Raw genomic sequence first — 15704 nt, 5'->3', positions numbered from 1 at the left:
GTACCACGCAATTGGGCTAGTTTGCTCTCCGGGCCGCGACGTTTCTTGTCGCTGGGGAGGGGAATTATGTCATACGCGACATGGAGAAAGTGTGATTTTCAAATTCACACACCGCGTGATCCGAACTGGACAGGTCAGCGCCCACCCGGCATTGGCGATCTTGTTCCAGCAACGGGCCTCGCGGCCACGGCTCACGATGTTGATACTGCGCGGCAAATTTGGGCGGTGTCCTTCGTCGACAAATGTGTCGAGCGGGGTCTCGGTGCGATCGCTATCACTGACCACCATGAAATGTTCATGGTGCCCTATGTGCAGCGTGAAATTTCAACTCGGCAGGCGAGCGATCCAGACTTCGGTTTATGGCTCTTCCCGGGCATGGAATTGACTGCCACTGGGGGCAAACAATGCCTCATCCTATTCGATGCGGACTTGTCCGAAGACTGGTGGAAGCAGGCGCAGGGCAAACTCTCCATCGCTTATGCCGCATTGGACGAGAAAGCCGCTCGATCACCCGCACTTACTCAACTGGCTTACAGCTATGCCGATATAGCAGATGAGCTCGACACGGTCCCCGGCCTTAAGGGCAAGTTCATCGTGCTGCCCAATGTTTCTCAGGGCAACAGCCATACCGTACTTGTAGACAAAGCCCATGCTGATTTTCGCAAAATGGCTTGCGTTGGCGGCTATCTAGACAACGGGCAGACGATCGCCACGATGGGATCGAAGAACATCAAGCGCCTCTCTGGCGAGGACCCAGTTTGGAGCACGCGGCGCGTCTATCCTTTACCTACTTCGGATAGCCGATCCCATGACTTTGCAGCGCTCGGAACGAACGACACGTGGATTAAACTGGCGGAGCCAACCGCCGAAGCAATCCGCCAAGCTTTCCTCGGCCATCATTCCCGCATCCGAATTATGCCTCCGCAGCTCCCAGCTCTCGTAGTCTCTTCGATCGATTTCGAAGGCTCGTCTATTCTGAGCGACACGTCATTGTCCTTGAGTCCGGAATTCAATGCAATCATAGGAGGGCGCGGCAGTGGAAAAAGCTCCTTTTTGGAGTATTTATCCTTTGGGCTGGGCCGAAGTTGCTTCGATTTAAAGCGCGATCCCTATTCCAGCACCCAGCGCATGCACGATCTTATAAATGACACGCTCATCACACAGAATGCCAAAGTCACAGTAGCTGTCGTGCAGGATAACGCAGTCTTTAGAGTCGTTCGCGGCCCCGGAACTTCCTATCAACCTCAAATTACCTATCCAAACGGGTCGACCCAGCTCATTACGACAAAGGAGCTGCGTGCCCTCTTTCCGGCTGTTGTATACAGCCAAGGCGAACTGGCTGAGATCGGTAAACAAGCTGGGAAACATACTCAACTGTCCGATCTACTACAGTTCGTTAACGCTGATTACAAACGAGAAGACGACAAGCTAATCCTTGACACAGATGCAGCTCGGAATTCGGTGCGCTCCTCTATTCAATTACTTGTTGCCAATTGGAGCCGTCAATCACAGTTGCATAAGCTTACGATGCTACGGGATTCGCTTAGCCAACGAGTAGTAGCGCTCGAAAAAACATTGCCAGCACGTTCTGAAACAGACCAAGCCACTGTTGATCTTTTCGACAAAGCAGAGCAGTTCGAGTCAAAACGTATCCAAGCGTCAAAGCACGCTGACCAGATGCTGTCTGAGCTTGAAGCATCTGCCACCGAACTCCTCAACGAACGCGATCTCTCTCATTCGCTTCCCGGCAAAGCCGATGAGATTCGCTCGCAGTATGCGGCGCTCTTCAAAACATTTAGCAGCGGCCTTGCCACTCTTCATGATGACATCTCCAAGCATCGTGCATTTCTTGCAACGGCCGAAACAAGCTGGGAGGCCGACTACAAGGCCGCGCGAGCGGCACGAGATGCCGTGTTGGACAAGTTCAGCGCGCATCGGACAGTCACCGCCCAAATCATCAAACTCCGCGAAGAAATAGTCGATGCTACGAACCAGATTGGTGACCTGGAAGCTGACATACATGCCGATGGAGATCCCTCCGGCGGCTTGCGCGCTGCTCTGAAATCTCTACGTGACCTTAACTCTAGACGAAACCAACGCATCACCGAATGGGCGCAGCAAATTGAGACGCTTTCAAACGGCAAAATTCGCGCCGTTGTTGAAGCTGCGGGCGATTTGGCTGATATCAGAGATGCTCTTGAGACGTTGTCGAATAAAACTGGTTCGCAGGAAGCCACACGACTTCGGGCACTGGAGGACGCGCTTGAAACCACGAGCGCAATCGAGTTTCTGGATCAGCTTCGAGCCGAGTGCCTCGCTCTTCTTCACTGGCGTCAAGTAGGCTCTGCGAGCGGCGAAGAAGCACCCAGCGCCACCGTGCTGTTCACGTTGCTCGGAGATACGGAACGCATCCGAACGACCTTTCTGGAAAAGCTTGACGCGGTCCGCGTGGAGGCCATCGCCGTTTCCATGCCGAAACCGAGGATCGGGTTGTCATATACTGACGGTAGCCGGGAGATAGCTTTTGAAAAAGCATCAGAGGGTCAGCGTGCCGCAGCACTCCTTTTTATGCTACTTGAACAGCCCGGGGGACCGCTCATTATCGATCAGCCGGAAGGCGATCTGGACAACAAGATCATCGCGGACCTCACTGAAAAACTGCACTCCGCCAAACAGAAACGCCAGCTTCTTTTTGCAAGCCATAACGCAAACATCGTGGTCAATGGTTCGAGTGAACTCGTTGGGCACCTTGACGTCAATGTGGCAGGTGAACGCCGCTTCGAATGTTCCGGCGCCATCGAATCATCCCCGATTTGCGCCGTAATTACCTCGACTATGGAAGGTGGGGAAAAGGCATTTAAGGATCGCCAAGATAAGTACGGCTACTGAAAATAGTCACTTGCCCGTGCCAGAGAACGCTACATGATATTTGTCGACTTTCATCTTTAGAACCGGAATTTTCAGCTTCTCCATATCTGCGCGAATTCTTCTCTCGGCCTCCGGTTCGACCCGGGGCCCGAGGTAAATGCGGAAGACGCATTTGACGTCGCCATATTCGGCCTTACCACTTTCTGGGATAATCAGCCGCCATTCTCGTTCAGACATCCAACGAACGGTCTTGGTAGCCAACGTCAGCTTGGCTTTGTCCCGAGTAGAGGCGCGAGTTGCGAGAATGATTGGCGGTTCTTCGTTGTAAGCCATCCGAACGAGGTCGAAATCCGGTGACAATGCTTTCAATAGTTTTGAAGTGCTATATGCGACACACATCCCAGTGAATTGGTCAGCATAGTGAGCCCACATCGGTTCATGATCGAATACCTCCGATAGCGAAGCGATGCCCAATTTCGCCTTCTCGTCGGCGATAAGTTGCCTCTCTCCTTTCGATCTTCCCTTCATAATGTATGCCAAGGACTCGCGATGCATTCCTTCCATAGGATCATTCATATCGCTGAACTTCGGGCAGTAGATATAGCCCTCAGTTAGTGCTCGGAGTTCTCGATCAAGCTTTTCCCCCAACGGACGGTAGCGATAGAGTCTTAACGGTGTCGAATAGACTTTCACTTTTGCCATAACTAATCCCCCAAAAGCGAACGTGGTACAATTAGCCGTTGATGACAAGATGGTTTGACCAACGGGGAAGACTGATTGCAACGAGACAGCTTTGACGCTTTTTGATGTCCAGTTAAAGCTTTCGAAATCTCTTGCGTTCGTTAGCGTGCTTTCAAATGAACGCATCTGCGTTCTAGAGCAGGCCGGATGCCGCCGTACTCGGTGACACGCAGATCATCTGTAATGGGCGTCCGTATGAGGATCACTCACCGAACAGGCACACGAATTGGCTGTCGCTCCTTGATGTGACCTAGATCATGAGATGGAACCGGTTATCTACGTTTGCGAATGGCGTAGTTGGGTAGTGAGAGCAGGCAGCTGCGGTCAAAGCTGAAGATGGGCGCGCCGTAGGAGCTCATGCTGACAGTCTCTGCTTTTCGTGCCCACGATTGTCAAACCCCCACGCAGAACCTCGAAAATAGAGCACAGAAATTCCTGACGGTGAGATTGAACATCGACACCTTGTAGCAAGTCGCTATCCTGCTGCGGATTGCTAATGCCTGGGGGAATGAATGGACGTTAAATTGCTGGACGCAACAGCCGTCTCGAAACTGTTGGAAACTTTAATCGTGAATCACGATGAGATCCATTTTGCCGTCGCATGGGGCTATAATGGTCGATTGGCGGATTGCCTGCTAAGTAACAGTCATAAATTCATTTCGGTTACATTCGGCGTTAATTTTTGTCATACCGACCCGGACCTTATCTCGCGTCTCGTTGGCGTTAGCAACGCTTATGTCGCCCAAGATTTCAGAGGAACTTTCCATCCCAAGCTATACTATTTCAGGACGGATGACGTTGCAGAAGCGATTATCGGCAGCGCCAATTTTACAGCAGGCGGGTTGGGCAAGAACTGGGAGGCTTCCGTCCACGCGAAAGGTCACGTCGATGATCCGTTTTTCCGACAATTACGGGGCTGCCTAACGGGATATGAAGCACTTCGTACTCCGGTTACGGCTGAATTGGCGGATAGCTATCGATTGCAATTTGATGCAGCTAAGTCACTAACGAAACCAAAGAATCCGATCCTACGAACCAGCGACGCGGCCGGCCGTTTCCTGACCTCGCCTTTGATCAAGATGGAGTGGAATGACTATGTCCGCGAGATCCAAGCTAGCCCGCATCATAACGTTGATGAGCGGCTGAGCCTTCTTCGAACTTGCCAATGCTTGTTCGCCCGGGTGGGCTCGTTTTCTGCACTATCAAGCAACGAATGGAAGGCGATCGCGGGCGTGATCGGCGACAAGCAAAAGCGTGAGGGCAGTCTTAACAATCACGATTGGGCTTGGTTCGGATCCATGAAAGGGATGGGCGACTTTGCCAATCGCGTGGCGGAACAAGATGTGTGGCTAGCGCGCGCAATTGATACCATACCGCGGCATGGTGAGGTAACGCGGGCACAATATGAAACTTTCCGGGACAATTTCCTGAAGGCCTTCGAAAAATCCAGCCGAATAGGCGGTGTGCCCACAGCGACGAGACTTCTTGCGATGAAGCGGCCGGATAGCTTCGTCTGTATCAGCAAGCCGAACAAGATCGGTCTCGCAGGCAAACTAGCCTTCTCGGGGTCGACGCTCAACCTCGACAATTATTGGGATCGCGTTATACAACCTATCAGGATTTCGGCTTGGTATAATTCGCCTCGGCCTTCTGGATGGGAGGCCGAGTTATGGGACGCTCGCGTAGCGATGCTGGATGCCATCTACTATGATCCAAACTAAACACACACTTGTATTGATGAAATCTGGTTGACTCTTGTGGTCGGCATAGCACGGGTCGGCTGTGCGACCGTATGCAATAACTATTCGGCAGTTCGGGTCATATCTTACCGCCCGTAAGGGGTTCGTTCAACGGACACCCGCGTAGCCGATGCCATCACCTGAAAATACAGGGAAAATAGAGTCTCATATAGGTAGTACGATGAAAATTGCATTTGAGGAGCCTTTATCGTACACTAGCGGGCATGATGAACACGTTGATTGGATATGCCCGCTGCTCCACTGACAAGCAGGACCTAACCGCCCAACAGGCAGCGCTTGCCGCCCTCGGAGTTGCAGCCGACCGGGTTTATACGGATCACGGGTTGACCGGCACAAATCGAGCGCGGCCCGGCCTTGATCAGGCACTTGCAGCAGTGCGAGCTGGTGACACCCTTGTCGTGCCGAAGCTCGACCGTCTTGCCCGATCAGTTCCCGATGCTCGCGACATTGCAGACTCTCTCGCAGCGCGAGGCGTCAAGTTGGCGCTCGGCTCAAGCATCTACGATCCAACTGACCCTATGGGGAAGATGTTCTTCAACATCCTCGCCACCTTTGCCGAATTCGAATCTGACTTGATCAGGATGCGGACCCGTGAAGGCATGGCAGTCGCGCGCGCCAAAGGCAAGTTGCGAGGCAAACAGCCTAAACTTTCGGAAAAGCAGCATAAAGAGCTGCACCGCATGCATGACACCGGCGACTATTCGATCAGCGATCTGGCGGAGCTGTTTTCAGTCTCCCGCCCTACCGTTTACCGCACCCTCGCCCGCGTTGCCGGGTCTACTGAAAGGAAGAACAATGATCCGCAACCTCTTTAAAGGGTCAGCTAAGACTGCCGCCGCGAGCGTGCGGGAGAAGTATAACGCAGAATGGTTCGACGGACGTATTTTGATCGAAAAGCCGGATACCGACTTTAGCTTATTGTTGAATATGTTAGTGCAGGGGGAAGTTGCACGCCTCGACGCTAACGAGCGCCTTGATGGGCTGATCGCTCTGCAGAAGGAGCAATTGGCAATCCAGAAAAAGCTTTTAAGCACACAGCAATCCATACTTGATAAGCTGAAGTACGGCGGCTAACCGGACCTTGGAATAGTGCTGCACAAATCGCCCCTGATCACTTGTAATAGTAATAGCGATCGATTTTGCCAAGGCGTGTGTCCGCGCCGGTCCCGCATGGAGAACGGCGTTACATTGTCTTTCGTCTCGGTGAGTGTGAACTATTCGGCATGGACCGCAGCGACACAGTGAGTAATTTCTGAAAAGCGGTGATCCCTGCGCCTCCTAGCGTTTGTCCGTTCCAGCGATCGCGGTGGACGCGTTGCGCGCTCTGGTCGCTATCCGGGCAGTCGTGCCCGCCAGCGCGCCGCCGCGCCCGATTGCGATGCCAGCAGCAACCACAGAAGTGGGATTGCCGAGGACACCGTCAGAACGGTGTTTCGCCTCGGAGCCGAAGATACGCGATGCACCGCTTTCGACCATATCCATAACGAAATCGGCCACCCCATCAATGAAACCGCAGCAAACGCTGACGAGAAGCACGGCACACGACATGTAAATTACGAAACCTCCGAGCGCCAAAGCCATATTGCCGACGCCTGTAGTGAGGGAGCTACCTGTATAGGCTAGTGCCGTGAAGGCATTCGCCATGATTCCATTGAGATAATCTATGCCAACTCCCATCAGGACCATACAGAATATCAGGCCGACGATGATGAGGGCTGGACGGATCAACAAACCCAGTAAGACCATCAGCACGCGAGCGAAACTCGTCCCGCTGATGCCACCCGATCGGTTGGGGTAGAACATCTGCATAAGCCAGAACGGAGCTGTGATGATCGTCTGCACCGCTAGGGCCAGCCATGAGAGCGCCGCGATGAAAAAATACACTAACGGCATATACGGAACGACGACGGCCAGCACGAAGCCTACGGCCACGAGCGCCCAGCCGAAAGGCGAAGCCAATGAAGCCAGTTCACCTAGACCCACTGCAACAGGGTTTTTCGCGAGCGAAAGTGCCGAAGCGGACAGGACGCCTGCTCCATAAGCCATTATCTTTGAACCGGTTGCTTGAAGCCGTGGGATTGGGTCGGCATAGCCCTCACCACCAGAGGTTTCAACATCCGCCAAGCTCAACATAATATCGTTCAACCATTTAGAGAGGGCGCTGCCTCCCGAATTGGCATTGCCAACCGTGATCGAATTCACGCCATGCGTGCTGGAATTTAAAGCCGCATTCCTAAATGCTGGCTCCACCTCTGCAAACGCCAACAGGTCGCGTTTATACTGACTAAAGAAGACTTCGAGCTGATTGGCGCACGATGTCCCAAGCCAGCCACCACACTGAAACACGTTCGCCAGATTTTCGACCGGTTTACTGGTAATTATTTCGACGCCGCCTACACCAAGAGTCCCGAGCGAACTGGTCGCGCTGACTAGCACTCGCTGATACAAAACCGCATAGAACCAACCATTTGCCTGATTGCCAGCCATCGCGGCGACGGTGTGTTTTTTGATTTCCTCGGGCGCACTTGTAAGAGCGGTCCGCATGGCATTTTTTGACTTGTCTATGGTATTCGTCACCGCAGTTTCGATCGTCGTGAGCTGTTCCTTGCCACGCAATCGGCGACCTTCTGGGGGAAACAGGGCCTTATAAAGGTTATCGCCTTCGGTCTTTATGGAAGACAGAAGCGCATCAGCGCCCGCCTTTGCGGCATCGGCCTGAAACCGAGCACTTGCCCTAATAATCTCCAACTGGCTCTTTGAGTTTTCTGGTGCTAACCCATCTGTCAGGTTTTGCGACGAAGGCGTTTCCTTTTCGAGCGCGTAGGAAACAGTGACTGCTCCGCACAACCCCGAACTTTGGTCGAGGCCGTCGCCCGCGCGATAGGTCAACATGGTCTGTGTGTAACCATCGTCGAGGGATGTGAGCGATGGGTTGGGTGATACGGTTTCAATGCTACCGCTAGGGCTGGCCATCGATGCCACGCCCTTTGCGATCGCGTTCCGGCAGATTTCTCCTGCCACACGGGCGACTAGCCCGGCCGCAATTTGCTCACGCAATGCCTTCTCGGTCGAGGGGTCGGAATAGAACCAGCCTTCGTCGCCTTTACTTGCAAAGGCTGAATTGACGACGTTGGCATTCGCCATCTTTTCCCCGGCTTTTCGCCATGTCTGATCGCCAAGGCCGGTGCTCCATACGGCAACCTGCATCGTTCCGACCTGCAATGCGTTAAACCCGTTGAAGGCCGGAAAACACAAGATCGCTGCGAGAGCGGCCCCGATCAATGTCCAAGATGGATTCATCGAACGTCCGCCGACTTCACCGTCATTGGCGGTGTCCTTTAACGCCGCAAATATCAGATATGTCGCGACCACCGCGATGAGGGCCAGCATCGCAACATTTACAGTGGTAACCACAAGAGCAAGTATGTCGTTCGTATTGTCGCAACTTCCATTCGCTTGTTGCCTGTTTGGCATCCAGACATGATCGAAAGTGCAGCCGAGCAGTCGGCGCAGGAATACCAAGGCAGCGCTACTGTCCTCCGGCGTAAAAAGCTGCGCTACATTTTGCTCTTCCATGTACCCCACCCCACCGAGCTTTACATTAATTCCCACTTTAAAAAACAATGTATAGATTCAATTCATCTAGGTAATAGTATATTGTTGCGGAATCTCTAGCTAGAAAAGTTTCACATTGTTTTGAAATAATAAAACAATGTGAAACTTTAGATTTGAGGCCGCAGATCAATTATACTTTCCTTTTCGTCCCCATTGTAGAAGAATCTGTCCGATTAGGAACTCTGTCGACGAAAGGTAGGCCAATGTCTCAAAGTAGAAACCCGCACAGATGGGGTCCAATCGCCCCAATACCCTCGATTATTAAAGATGACCATCTGTTCGTCGCCTCGCAGATAGGTGCAGCTCTGCGGGCGGAACGCCCATCCTGCCCGGTTTGCCAGACTGGACACCTTCAACCGACTGATCACGCCGAGGCGCGGCGCTGCGATGAGTGTGGCGAAGTTATCATGTTGGACGAGTTGGCAATCATATATGGCCATTGGCTCGATGAAACCGCGCCGGAACGTTCTGGTCGCAATCGGCGAAACGCGCGGCGGCTGGTGCGGATCGATTTAACCTGCCTAGCGCTGGCAGCCGCATGGGGCGCTTTCACTGGCTCGTGGTCGCCGCTCATAGCGGTCGGGATTTTCTCAGTCCCAATCCTCACCCACGCCTTTGCGTTCAGGTATCGCGCTTGGCAGGCCATGACGGGTCGTGTGTTCGAGACTCGCGCACCACTCGCAGACTTCGTGAAATCCGAGTTAAACGAGCTGGTTCGCTAACGTCTAGCAGCTCGCTGGCAGCGGAGGAACCGCAGCAATAATGATAGCTCAGACCTCCACAACCAGCTCCTCATTGAAACCCTTCATTTCGTTTGGGTACCCGCGCGGATTCGCGACAATGCGAGTGCGCGCGACACGGTAATCAAACTGGTGATGGATATGGCCATGCACCCATAGGTCAGGCTGCTGCTTCTCGATCAGCTCCGACAGGTCGGATGCAAAGCAGCTGGATAACAGATCGTGCCGCAAGTATTCTGGTATCGATTTCTGATGAGGGGCATGGTGCGTCAAAACGACTGTTGCGCCGGTGAAAGGCTTTGCTATCTCGGCTCGGATATAGGCCACGCTGGCGTCATGCAGATTTCCTGCATGGCGAGGCGTAAAGTGAATTTTATCGTCACTGCCATGTCGAGGCTGCTCAAGATCGATTTCATCCGCCTCGATGGCAATCACCTTGAAATCATTCATGTACCGGAGCGCTTCGGTTTGACACTGCCATGACATCAAATCGCTGAACAGCTCAAAATCCGTCCATAGTGTCGCTCCAATGAAGCGTGCATCTCCGATAATCGCCGTGCTGTTCTCGAGGTAGGATACATTTCCGGTTTTGGCCGCGATATGTTGTGCGTGGTTCAGCTGTTCTGTCAGATTGTGGCCATAGAACTCATGGTTTCCAGCAACCATGACAACCGGCTTGTCAGTGATCGACCGAGCATAAAAGATCGCCTTCTCGCAGGTAACGTCAATATCACCAGCTAGTACCAGCACATCATGTTCAGGCACCCGCTGCGGTCGCCACGCAAGTCGCGCAAATTCCTGATGCAGGTCAGACATGATCCAGAGCTTCATGATGTAAACAATACGCTGCTATCCAAAGCCCGGACTAGGAGGGGCCGCTTGTACCGGTCTCGTAGATTTGGCAGCCTTGTGAAAGTCTTCGGCAGTCTGATCGATGCTGCTGAACGCCCGAATTTGACCAGCAGCAGTATTGATCTGTTCGCGCTCATCCGGCGTTAGCGGGTTGCTAGCCGTGTACTCTCTCCCGTCGAGCCAGCCAGCGGCTTCCATGGCGCGACGCAGCACCCTCAACAGCAGTGGAAGCACTTTTCGCGCTGCGAGCGGCAACACCGCGTCGAACTGTTCTTGATAGCTTTCGGCTTTGAGCAGCAACTCGGACAAGCGATTTCGCTGTTTGGCGACCTCTACCTTCTCTTTTTCCAGTTGCCGCTGCTCCCTAGCCAGCCGTTGCCTTTCTGCCTCGACCTCTGCTTCTCGCGCCGCCAGCGTGTCATATCGCTTTCGCTGCACGGCGGTCAGCGAAGTCTGGCGCCCCTCTTCACTGCCTTCTATCCATCCTGCCTCATAACCTTCCAAGCCACCCGCCTTCACCCCGGCAGCATAACCGTCTTCATAGGCCTGTTTGTAAGCCTCAGCATGGATATGATCGCGTCCGGTTTTCGCTTTAGGCTGACCGCGCAGAATCCGAGGGTCAAGATGCTGTTGGCACCACCTGGCCCAAGACGACTGCATGGCCTCACCGCTTTTGCGGATGTTCGGATCGAGTGCCTGTTCCTGCTTTAGCAGTTCATCCTTCGCCATTCTGATCGAGATCGTATTGACCTCTTTTGCGGCGTTTCCTTTTCCCGTTTTTCGCTTCTGGATACGCGCAGGAGCTACGAACAAATCGACCAATCCCGATCCGGCTTCATCCATGTCGAAACGGTATGCATAACAGGACGAAGTTCCAGCCCAAGATTCCACCCAAGCCTGCGCTTCTCTAATCAGCGCTTTAACACGTGGGTTCTCCGGATCATGCGCGCTTTCGCCGTTCTCCCGCAGCCAATCTGGTGACACGATTGCGATGACGTGCATACCGATAGCCGCACCCTGTCGTTCCACTGCACCAAGTTCACTCTTATGAGCTTTATAAGCGGCAGTCAGTTCTAGTTCGAGTCCGTGGCCTGCCTTCGACCAGCAAAGCGGTTCGACGGCTCTCACAACCCGTTCTTGACTAATTTCGTCCAGTCTCTTGCCATGCAGTTCGGAAGCTCCGAGGCCACCGCGAGCATGTGACAAGTTTTTGATTGCTGCTACTCGAATCGATGCATAGATGGTATCTTTCATGTGAACTTTCCGCTCTCCTGAAAAAGGATTACTTTTTTTCAAAAGTAACACACTACCACTTATCCGGCGATGCCGGACCGCTCCGCTTAAGTGAGTGTGCGAGGGCGCTGCTCCCCTCGACCCCGCTAATCGTCATCGGCGATCCATCTGTTAACCGCTGCCGCCTGCGCACTCATGCTCTGACTAAATCCCGTGCCCGCATTTCCGCTTGGCCTGTGGCGTTGCCCTTCTGCCAAGAATCATGGTCTGGTCTCAGTATGCCTCGTGCATGACCGGGCGATTAAACTCAGAGAAGCTACGGCGCGATCGCAAGAATCCGCGTCGACCGAGCGTGGCGCATGCTATGCAGAAACGACGACACATGGACATTAACACAACCCCGTCCAATCAGGTTGAAGTAATGGTAAAGGTGGTTGATTCCCTTTTCCAGATCACCGCAAGCGAGGCCGTTGCAATCGGAGTCGCGATATCGGCCGATGATCATGTTCAAGAACTATGGAAACTCTTCGAGCGTGGGGCTATACAGCTAGTCACTGAGCCCGATGATCAGAGCTTGGGCTTCCGTCCGGTCAGGACAGCAGTCGAACGCATGCGCTACCGTCGGAAGCACAGGCGACTGGTTGAATTTAGGGCCGCCCATACATCTAGAGGAAGTGAATGACGAGCATTTGGCGATGCTCGAAACCGTGTTGGAATTTAAATCCGGTGGAGTGGCTTCATGACATGGAATTATCGTATCCTCCGCCACGAAAACGGGGATCTAGCTCTGCACGAGGTTTATTATGACGAAAAGGGCCAACCCAAGGCTTATACTGAGCAACCCATTTCGTTTTTCAGTGATGCCGAAGGGGGGCCAGAAGAGATTGTCGGATCGCTAGAGCGAGCCTTGCGAGATGCTAAAGAACGCTCCGTACTAGACGTGTCGGATTTTCCCGGTGGCTGAAGGATCGTTAGAGCGCGACGCACGTACCTTCAATCCTACCGCCGTTCCCTGTCGAGAACTCTCTTCGCTCGGCTTCGCCGCTTCACGACCCCTCATGCGGTCTGGGCCTTGATCCACTCCACAAAGCCGTCCATGTCATGCGCCCAAACGAGATACAACCCTGTACTTTGCGCCGCCTTCAGATCGGACAGCTTGAATACACCAGAAAGCAGCGCCACACTGATGATATTCTTACCTGCCTCAGCGGTGTAGTGTTTCGCCTTCGCGGCAGTATCGTTCAAAAGCCGTTTTGTGCTGTTAAGGCCTGAGCTGGAATCCTTTGCTTCGAGGGCGATCATCCGCCCGGTAGCAAGGGCGATGAACAAATCGACCTTTCGTCCATATACGACGCACTCACCATAGAAATAGGGATAGGTCGGATGATGGCTCGGCTGCGTAATGCGCCCGCGTGGCGGGAAGGGTGGCAATGTCGACGCCGGTTCACCCTTCTTAGGTTTATTTTGCCCACCTGAAATTTTCACAAAACCCAGCTCGGAAAGACGCATTTCAAGCCGCTGCTCAACGATCTTTCCATGGCCACGCCGCTCTGTCTGTAAAGCCTGTGCAGCGTGCATTGTCATCGTGGACGCTATCGCAGTGCGCAGTTCCCGTCCCGTCGGCACGCGCTTACTTGCCACCCACGGAAATCGGAATGGATCGGCGAGCTTGCATATCAGTTTAAGAACATCGACTGGGATATCGTCCTTCTCTTTAATATCCGTCTTGTTCAGCCCTTTCACGTTCCGAGTCACCAGCACGCCTAGATCATCCTCTGACACAGGTGGGCCGGTAACATAGCGCAGTGCATCGAACATCTGGGGGTCAAGCAGGACCGCCCGCACCATCGCCGGATCGGGGTTAGATGCGTCTACACCAGCAAGAGCCTTGAACAGCCGCACCATTGCGCCGCGGCGTGCATTGACGTGTGCAAGATACTTGCCGCCCGGCTCAGCAAGTCGGCGTTCTACAAATTCCTCGAGCGCTTTTTGAGCCTCAGTTTCCAGCTCTGTTTCAGTCCATACCAAGGGAGTGGGGCTGACATTCGAAATCGTCATGCTGATGCGCCAAGGGATGAAACATCGGGAATACGGAGTCGGGACACCTCCCCCGGCTCGAACTTAACGAGGCCGCCCGCATAGGTTCGACCGCTCGACATGCAAGCGGTTTCATTCAAGTGGCGAGTGATGTCGTCTAGTGCGGCCTCGGAAAGAGGCTGCACTGGGTAAAGGCCGTGCGCAATGTTCAGATGACGGGCGTCCGCATGATTTCGTACGAATGCCGGTGCGCGCCGCGCCATGTAGGTGCACAAGATGGGTGCGGGCGCTCTAAGCCCCACCGACCACCACGCGCGCCGGTGTTGGGCGATGAATCCTTTATCGGCTTTCATCTTTCGAGCCCATTTCAGGAACGACCGCACCGCCTTGCGCTCGTCTGGGTCCAACACATCCAGATCAACGGGCAGATCAATGACTTGCCTAAGCGCGGTCGCATCATCCAGATTCGGTCCGGCCGAAAGGAGGTCGCGGGCCTTGGTAACCGAAGGAAAAAGGAACCGCTCTGGAAGGGCTTCGGCCTCCGGTCCCGCTATCCAGATCGCATTGCAGCCCGTGACTTGTCCGCGATGTACGCGAAACAGCTCGCCCAGCTCTATCTCCCCTTCTCGAAGCAAGGGAGCCTGCCGCAAGAGCGCGGACCATCGCGGCGCGGCCTCGATGTCGGACCATTCGACCGCGCTGCCTGCTGATAGTGGCGCAAGTTTGTCTAGCGAGTCGACCGCCCGCATCGTGAATTGTGACGGTCGATTTCCAACTCTAAAGCAGGTTATCGCCCCTGTTGCCAATGCGTCGGTGAACGGGCGTGCCTTTGGATCAATGACGTGCAACGCGGCCCCACCAAGGCCATCGGCCAACATTTTGCGCACGACCGATCCATAGTTAACGTCCAGCCATTCGGCGGCCGTTATAAACGCACCAAAATCGCCCGGCCGTGCTAATTGGCGAGTGCGAAGGAAGAAATGCACGTGCAGCCCCGCAAGACCGCTTGCCGGGAAGCCGAAGGAACGCGCGGTGGTGCCAAACCACTCTTTCCACACCGGTTTGATGTCGTGATGCCGGACGTAGGGCGGATTGCCAATATAGAGCGTTGGCCCGTCGACGCGCGTTAGGTCGAAAGCTCGGTAATCCGCGAGGGCAACGGTGAGGCGATCTGCGATCTTGAGCACCGCAGCGTTTGCCCGAAGAATGATGGTCGCAAGAGGGTCGATCTCGACGGCCACTAACTCGGCGTCTGGAAAGGCTTTGGCGGCCGCAAAAATGAATCGGCCACTACCCGCACCCGGATCAACAATACGGACCGGCTTCGCCGTCTCATCGACGGCCCACGCGACCATGGCATCCACGATTGAGCGCGGCGTATAGGTGGCTCCTTGCCCCCGGCGCTTTTCAGGAGAGCGAAGGGCACAGAATGCCTCTCCTAGTGGATCCTCTCCGGCGTGTATTTGCTTTCGATAAGCGGCCAGTGTTTCTGCCGAAAAACCAACCTCTTCCGAGACGATAGCACGCTCTGCCTTGGTCAGCTGCGCCTTGCCGTCAGTCAGGGCATAGGCGAGCGCCGCAAGCTGGCTCTCGCTCGCGATCATGATTTAGCCTTGGACGACTTAGCTTTTTGATATTGCGACCAGATTTCTTCGAACAGTGCGCGCAACGAAATACCACGTCGTGCCGCCTCGGCCTTTACCTCGCGAGCGAGTTCCGGGGGCAGGCTAAGGCCGATGATTTTGCGTGGGGTAGTTGAAAGTTTCTGAGTCGACATACTTTCATCTTGTCGACATGTCGACCAAACTGTCAAGGCATTCTTCCTTAAAATCCTAGAAACCTCATCAGCGCAGGAATT

At 54.1% G+C, this 15704-nt stretch carries 12 protein-coding genes; 5 read left to right on the top strand and 7 right to left on the bottom strand.

Going from position 1 to position 15704, the window contains the following annotated elements; all coding sequences use genetic code 11:
• Positions 1 to 66 precede the first annotated feature (66 nt).
• On the top strand, positions 67 to 2889 hold the full coding sequence (locus tag OSJ75_RS16980) for a TrlF family AAA-like ATPase (RefSeq protein WP_267228860.1): 2823 nt from the start codon (positions 67 to 69) through the stop codon (positions 2887 to 2889).
• A gap of 6 nt (positions 2890 to 2895) precedes the next feature.
• Here OSJ75_RS16980 and OSJ75_RS16975 read toward each other — a convergent pair whose 3' ends face one another.
• Positions 2896 to 3570: a DUF2971 domain-containing protein gene (locus OSJ75_RS16975; protein WP_267228859.1), complete on the bottom strand. Its 675-nt coding sequence runs from the start codon at positions 3568 to 3570 to the stop codon at positions 2896 to 2898.
• A gap of 551 nt (positions 3571 to 4121) precedes the next feature.
• Here OSJ75_RS16975 and OSJ75_RS16970 point away from each other — a divergent pair.
• The 3 genes from OSJ75_RS16970 to OSJ75_RS16960 all read left to right on the top strand — a co-directional run bounded on the left by OSJ75_RS16970 (position 4122) and on the right by OSJ75_RS16960 (position 6443).
• Entirely contained in the window at positions 4122 to 5330 is a 1209-nt protein-coding gene (locus OSJ75_RS16970; RefSeq protein WP_267228858.1) for a phospholipase D family protein, read from the top strand.
• A gap of 242 nt (positions 5331 to 5572) precedes the next feature.
• Entirely contained in the window at positions 5573 to 6184 is a 612-nt protein-coding gene (locus tag OSJ75_RS16965) for a recombinase family protein (protein ID WP_267234753.1), read from the top strand.
• On the top strand, positions 6165 to 6443 hold the full coding sequence (locus tag OSJ75_RS16960) for a hypothetical protein (protein WP_267228856.1): 279 nt from the start codon (positions 6165 to 6167) through the stop codon (positions 6441 to 6443). Before OSJ75_RS16965 ends, OSJ75_RS16960 begins: the two co-directional genes overlap by 20 nt.
• 204 nt (positions 6444 to 6647) lie before the next feature.
• Here OSJ75_RS16960 and OSJ75_RS16955 read toward each other — a convergent pair whose 3' ends face one another.
• From OSJ75_RS16955 to OSJ75_RS16945, 3 genes are all read right to left on the bottom strand, one after another.
• Positions 6648 to 8945 (bottom strand): DotA/TraY family protein, encoded by a 2298-nt coding sequence (locus OSJ75_RS16955; RefSeq protein WP_267228855.1) that lies wholly within the window; start codon positions 8943 to 8945, stop codon positions 6648 to 6650.
• A gap of 809 nt (positions 8946 to 9754) precedes the next feature.
• On the bottom strand, positions 9755 to 10555 hold the full coding sequence (locus OSJ75_RS16950; RefSeq protein WP_267228854.1) for a metallophosphoesterase: 801 nt from the start codon (positions 10553 to 10555) through the stop codon (positions 9755 to 9757).
• Between the two features lie 18 nt (positions 10556 to 10573).
• On the bottom strand, positions 10574 to 11830 hold the full coding sequence (locus OSJ75_RS16945) for a hypothetical protein (RefSeq protein WP_267228853.1): 1257 nt from the start codon (positions 11828 to 11830) through the stop codon (positions 10574 to 10576).
• 718 nt (positions 11831 to 12548) lie between these two features.
• Here OSJ75_RS16945 and OSJ75_RS16940 point away from each other — a divergent pair.
• Positions 12549 to 12773 carry a hypothetical protein gene (locus tag OSJ75_RS16940; protein WP_267228852.1) on the top strand — a complete coding sequence of 75 codons (225 nt, stop codon included), beginning with the start codon at positions 12549 to 12551 and terminating at the stop codon, positions 12771 to 12773.
• A gap of 92 nt (positions 12774 to 12865) precedes the next feature.
• Here OSJ75_RS16940 and OSJ75_RS16935 read toward each other — a convergent pair whose 3' ends face one another.
• The 3 genes from OSJ75_RS16935 to OSJ75_RS16925 are packed head-to-tail and all read right to left on the bottom strand — an operon-like array spanning position 12866 to position 15623.
• Positions 12866 to 13867, bottom strand: coding sequence for a XamI family restriction endonuclease (locus OSJ75_RS16935; protein ID WP_267228851.1), 1002 nt, complete (start codon positions 13865 to 13867; stop codon positions 12866 to 12868).
• A complete protein-coding gene (locus OSJ75_RS16930; protein WP_267228850.1) occupies positions 13864 to 15450 on the bottom strand; it encodes an Eco57I restriction-modification methylase domain-containing protein in 1587 nt (528 codons plus the stop codon). The genes OSJ75_RS16935 and OSJ75_RS16930 overlap by 4 nt, the downstream gene beginning before the upstream one ends.
• Entirely contained in the window at positions 15447 to 15623 is a 177-nt protein-coding gene (locus OSJ75_RS16925; RefSeq protein ID WP_267228849.1) for a hypothetical protein, read from the bottom strand. Before OSJ75_RS16925 ends, OSJ75_RS16930 begins: the two co-directional genes overlap by 4 nt.
• Between the last annotated feature and the right edge of the window lie 81 nt (positions 15624 to 15704).

This window comes from Phyllobacterium sp. 0TCS1.6A (assembly GCF_026420825.1).
GTDB lineage: Bacteria > Pseudomonadota > Alphaproteobacteria > Rhizobiales > Rhizobiaceae > Phyllobacterium.
The sequence above is the reverse complement of the archived record's forward strand: the minus strand, read 5'-3'. Positions and strand labels throughout refer to the sequence as shown.

Coding starts and splice junctions, on each gene's coding strand:
- OSJ75_RS16980 (WP_267228860.1), top strand. CDS start 67: ATGTCATACGCGACATGGAGAAAGTGTGATTTTCAAATTCACACACCG.
- OSJ75_RS16975 (WP_267228859.1), bottom strand. CDS start 3,570: ATGGCAAAAGTGAAAGTCTATTCGACACCGTTAAGACTCTATCGCTAC.
- OSJ75_RS16970 (WP_267228858.1), top strand. CDS start 4,122: ATGGACGTTAAATTGCTGGACGCAACAGCCGTCTCGAAACTGTTGGAA.
- OSJ75_RS16965 (WP_267234753.1), top strand. CDS start 5,573: ATGATGAACACGTTGATTGGATATGCCCGCTGCTCCACTGACAAGCAG.
- OSJ75_RS16960 (WP_267228856.1), top strand. CDS start 6,165: ATGATCCGCAACCTCTTTAAAGGGTCAGCTAAGACTGCCGCCGCGAGC.
- OSJ75_RS16955 (WP_267228855.1), bottom strand. CDS start 8,945: ATGGAAGAGCAAAATGTAGCGCAGCTTTTTACGCCGGAGGACAGTAGC.
- OSJ75_RS16950 (WP_267228854.1), bottom strand. CDS start 10,555: ATGAAGCTCTGGATCATGTCTGACCTGCATCAGGAATTTGCGCGACTT.
- OSJ75_RS16945 (WP_267228853.1), bottom strand. CDS start 11,830: ATGAAAGATACCATCTATGCATCGATTCGAGTAGCAGCAATCAAAAAC.
- OSJ75_RS16940 (WP_267228852.1), top strand. CDS start 12,549: ATGACATGGAATTATCGTATCCTCCGCCACGAAAACGGGGATCTAGCT.
- OSJ75_RS16935 (WP_267228851.1), bottom strand. CDS start 13,867: ATGACGATTTCGAATGTCAGCCCCACTCCCTTGGTATGGACTGAAACA.
- OSJ75_RS16930 (WP_267228850.1), bottom strand. CDS start 15,450: ATGATCGCGAGCGAGAGCCAGCTTGCGGCGCTCGCCTATGCCCTGACT.
- OSJ75_RS16925 (WP_267228849.1), bottom strand. CDS start 15,623: ATGTCGACTCAGAAACTTTCAACTACCCCACGCAAAATCATCGGCCTT.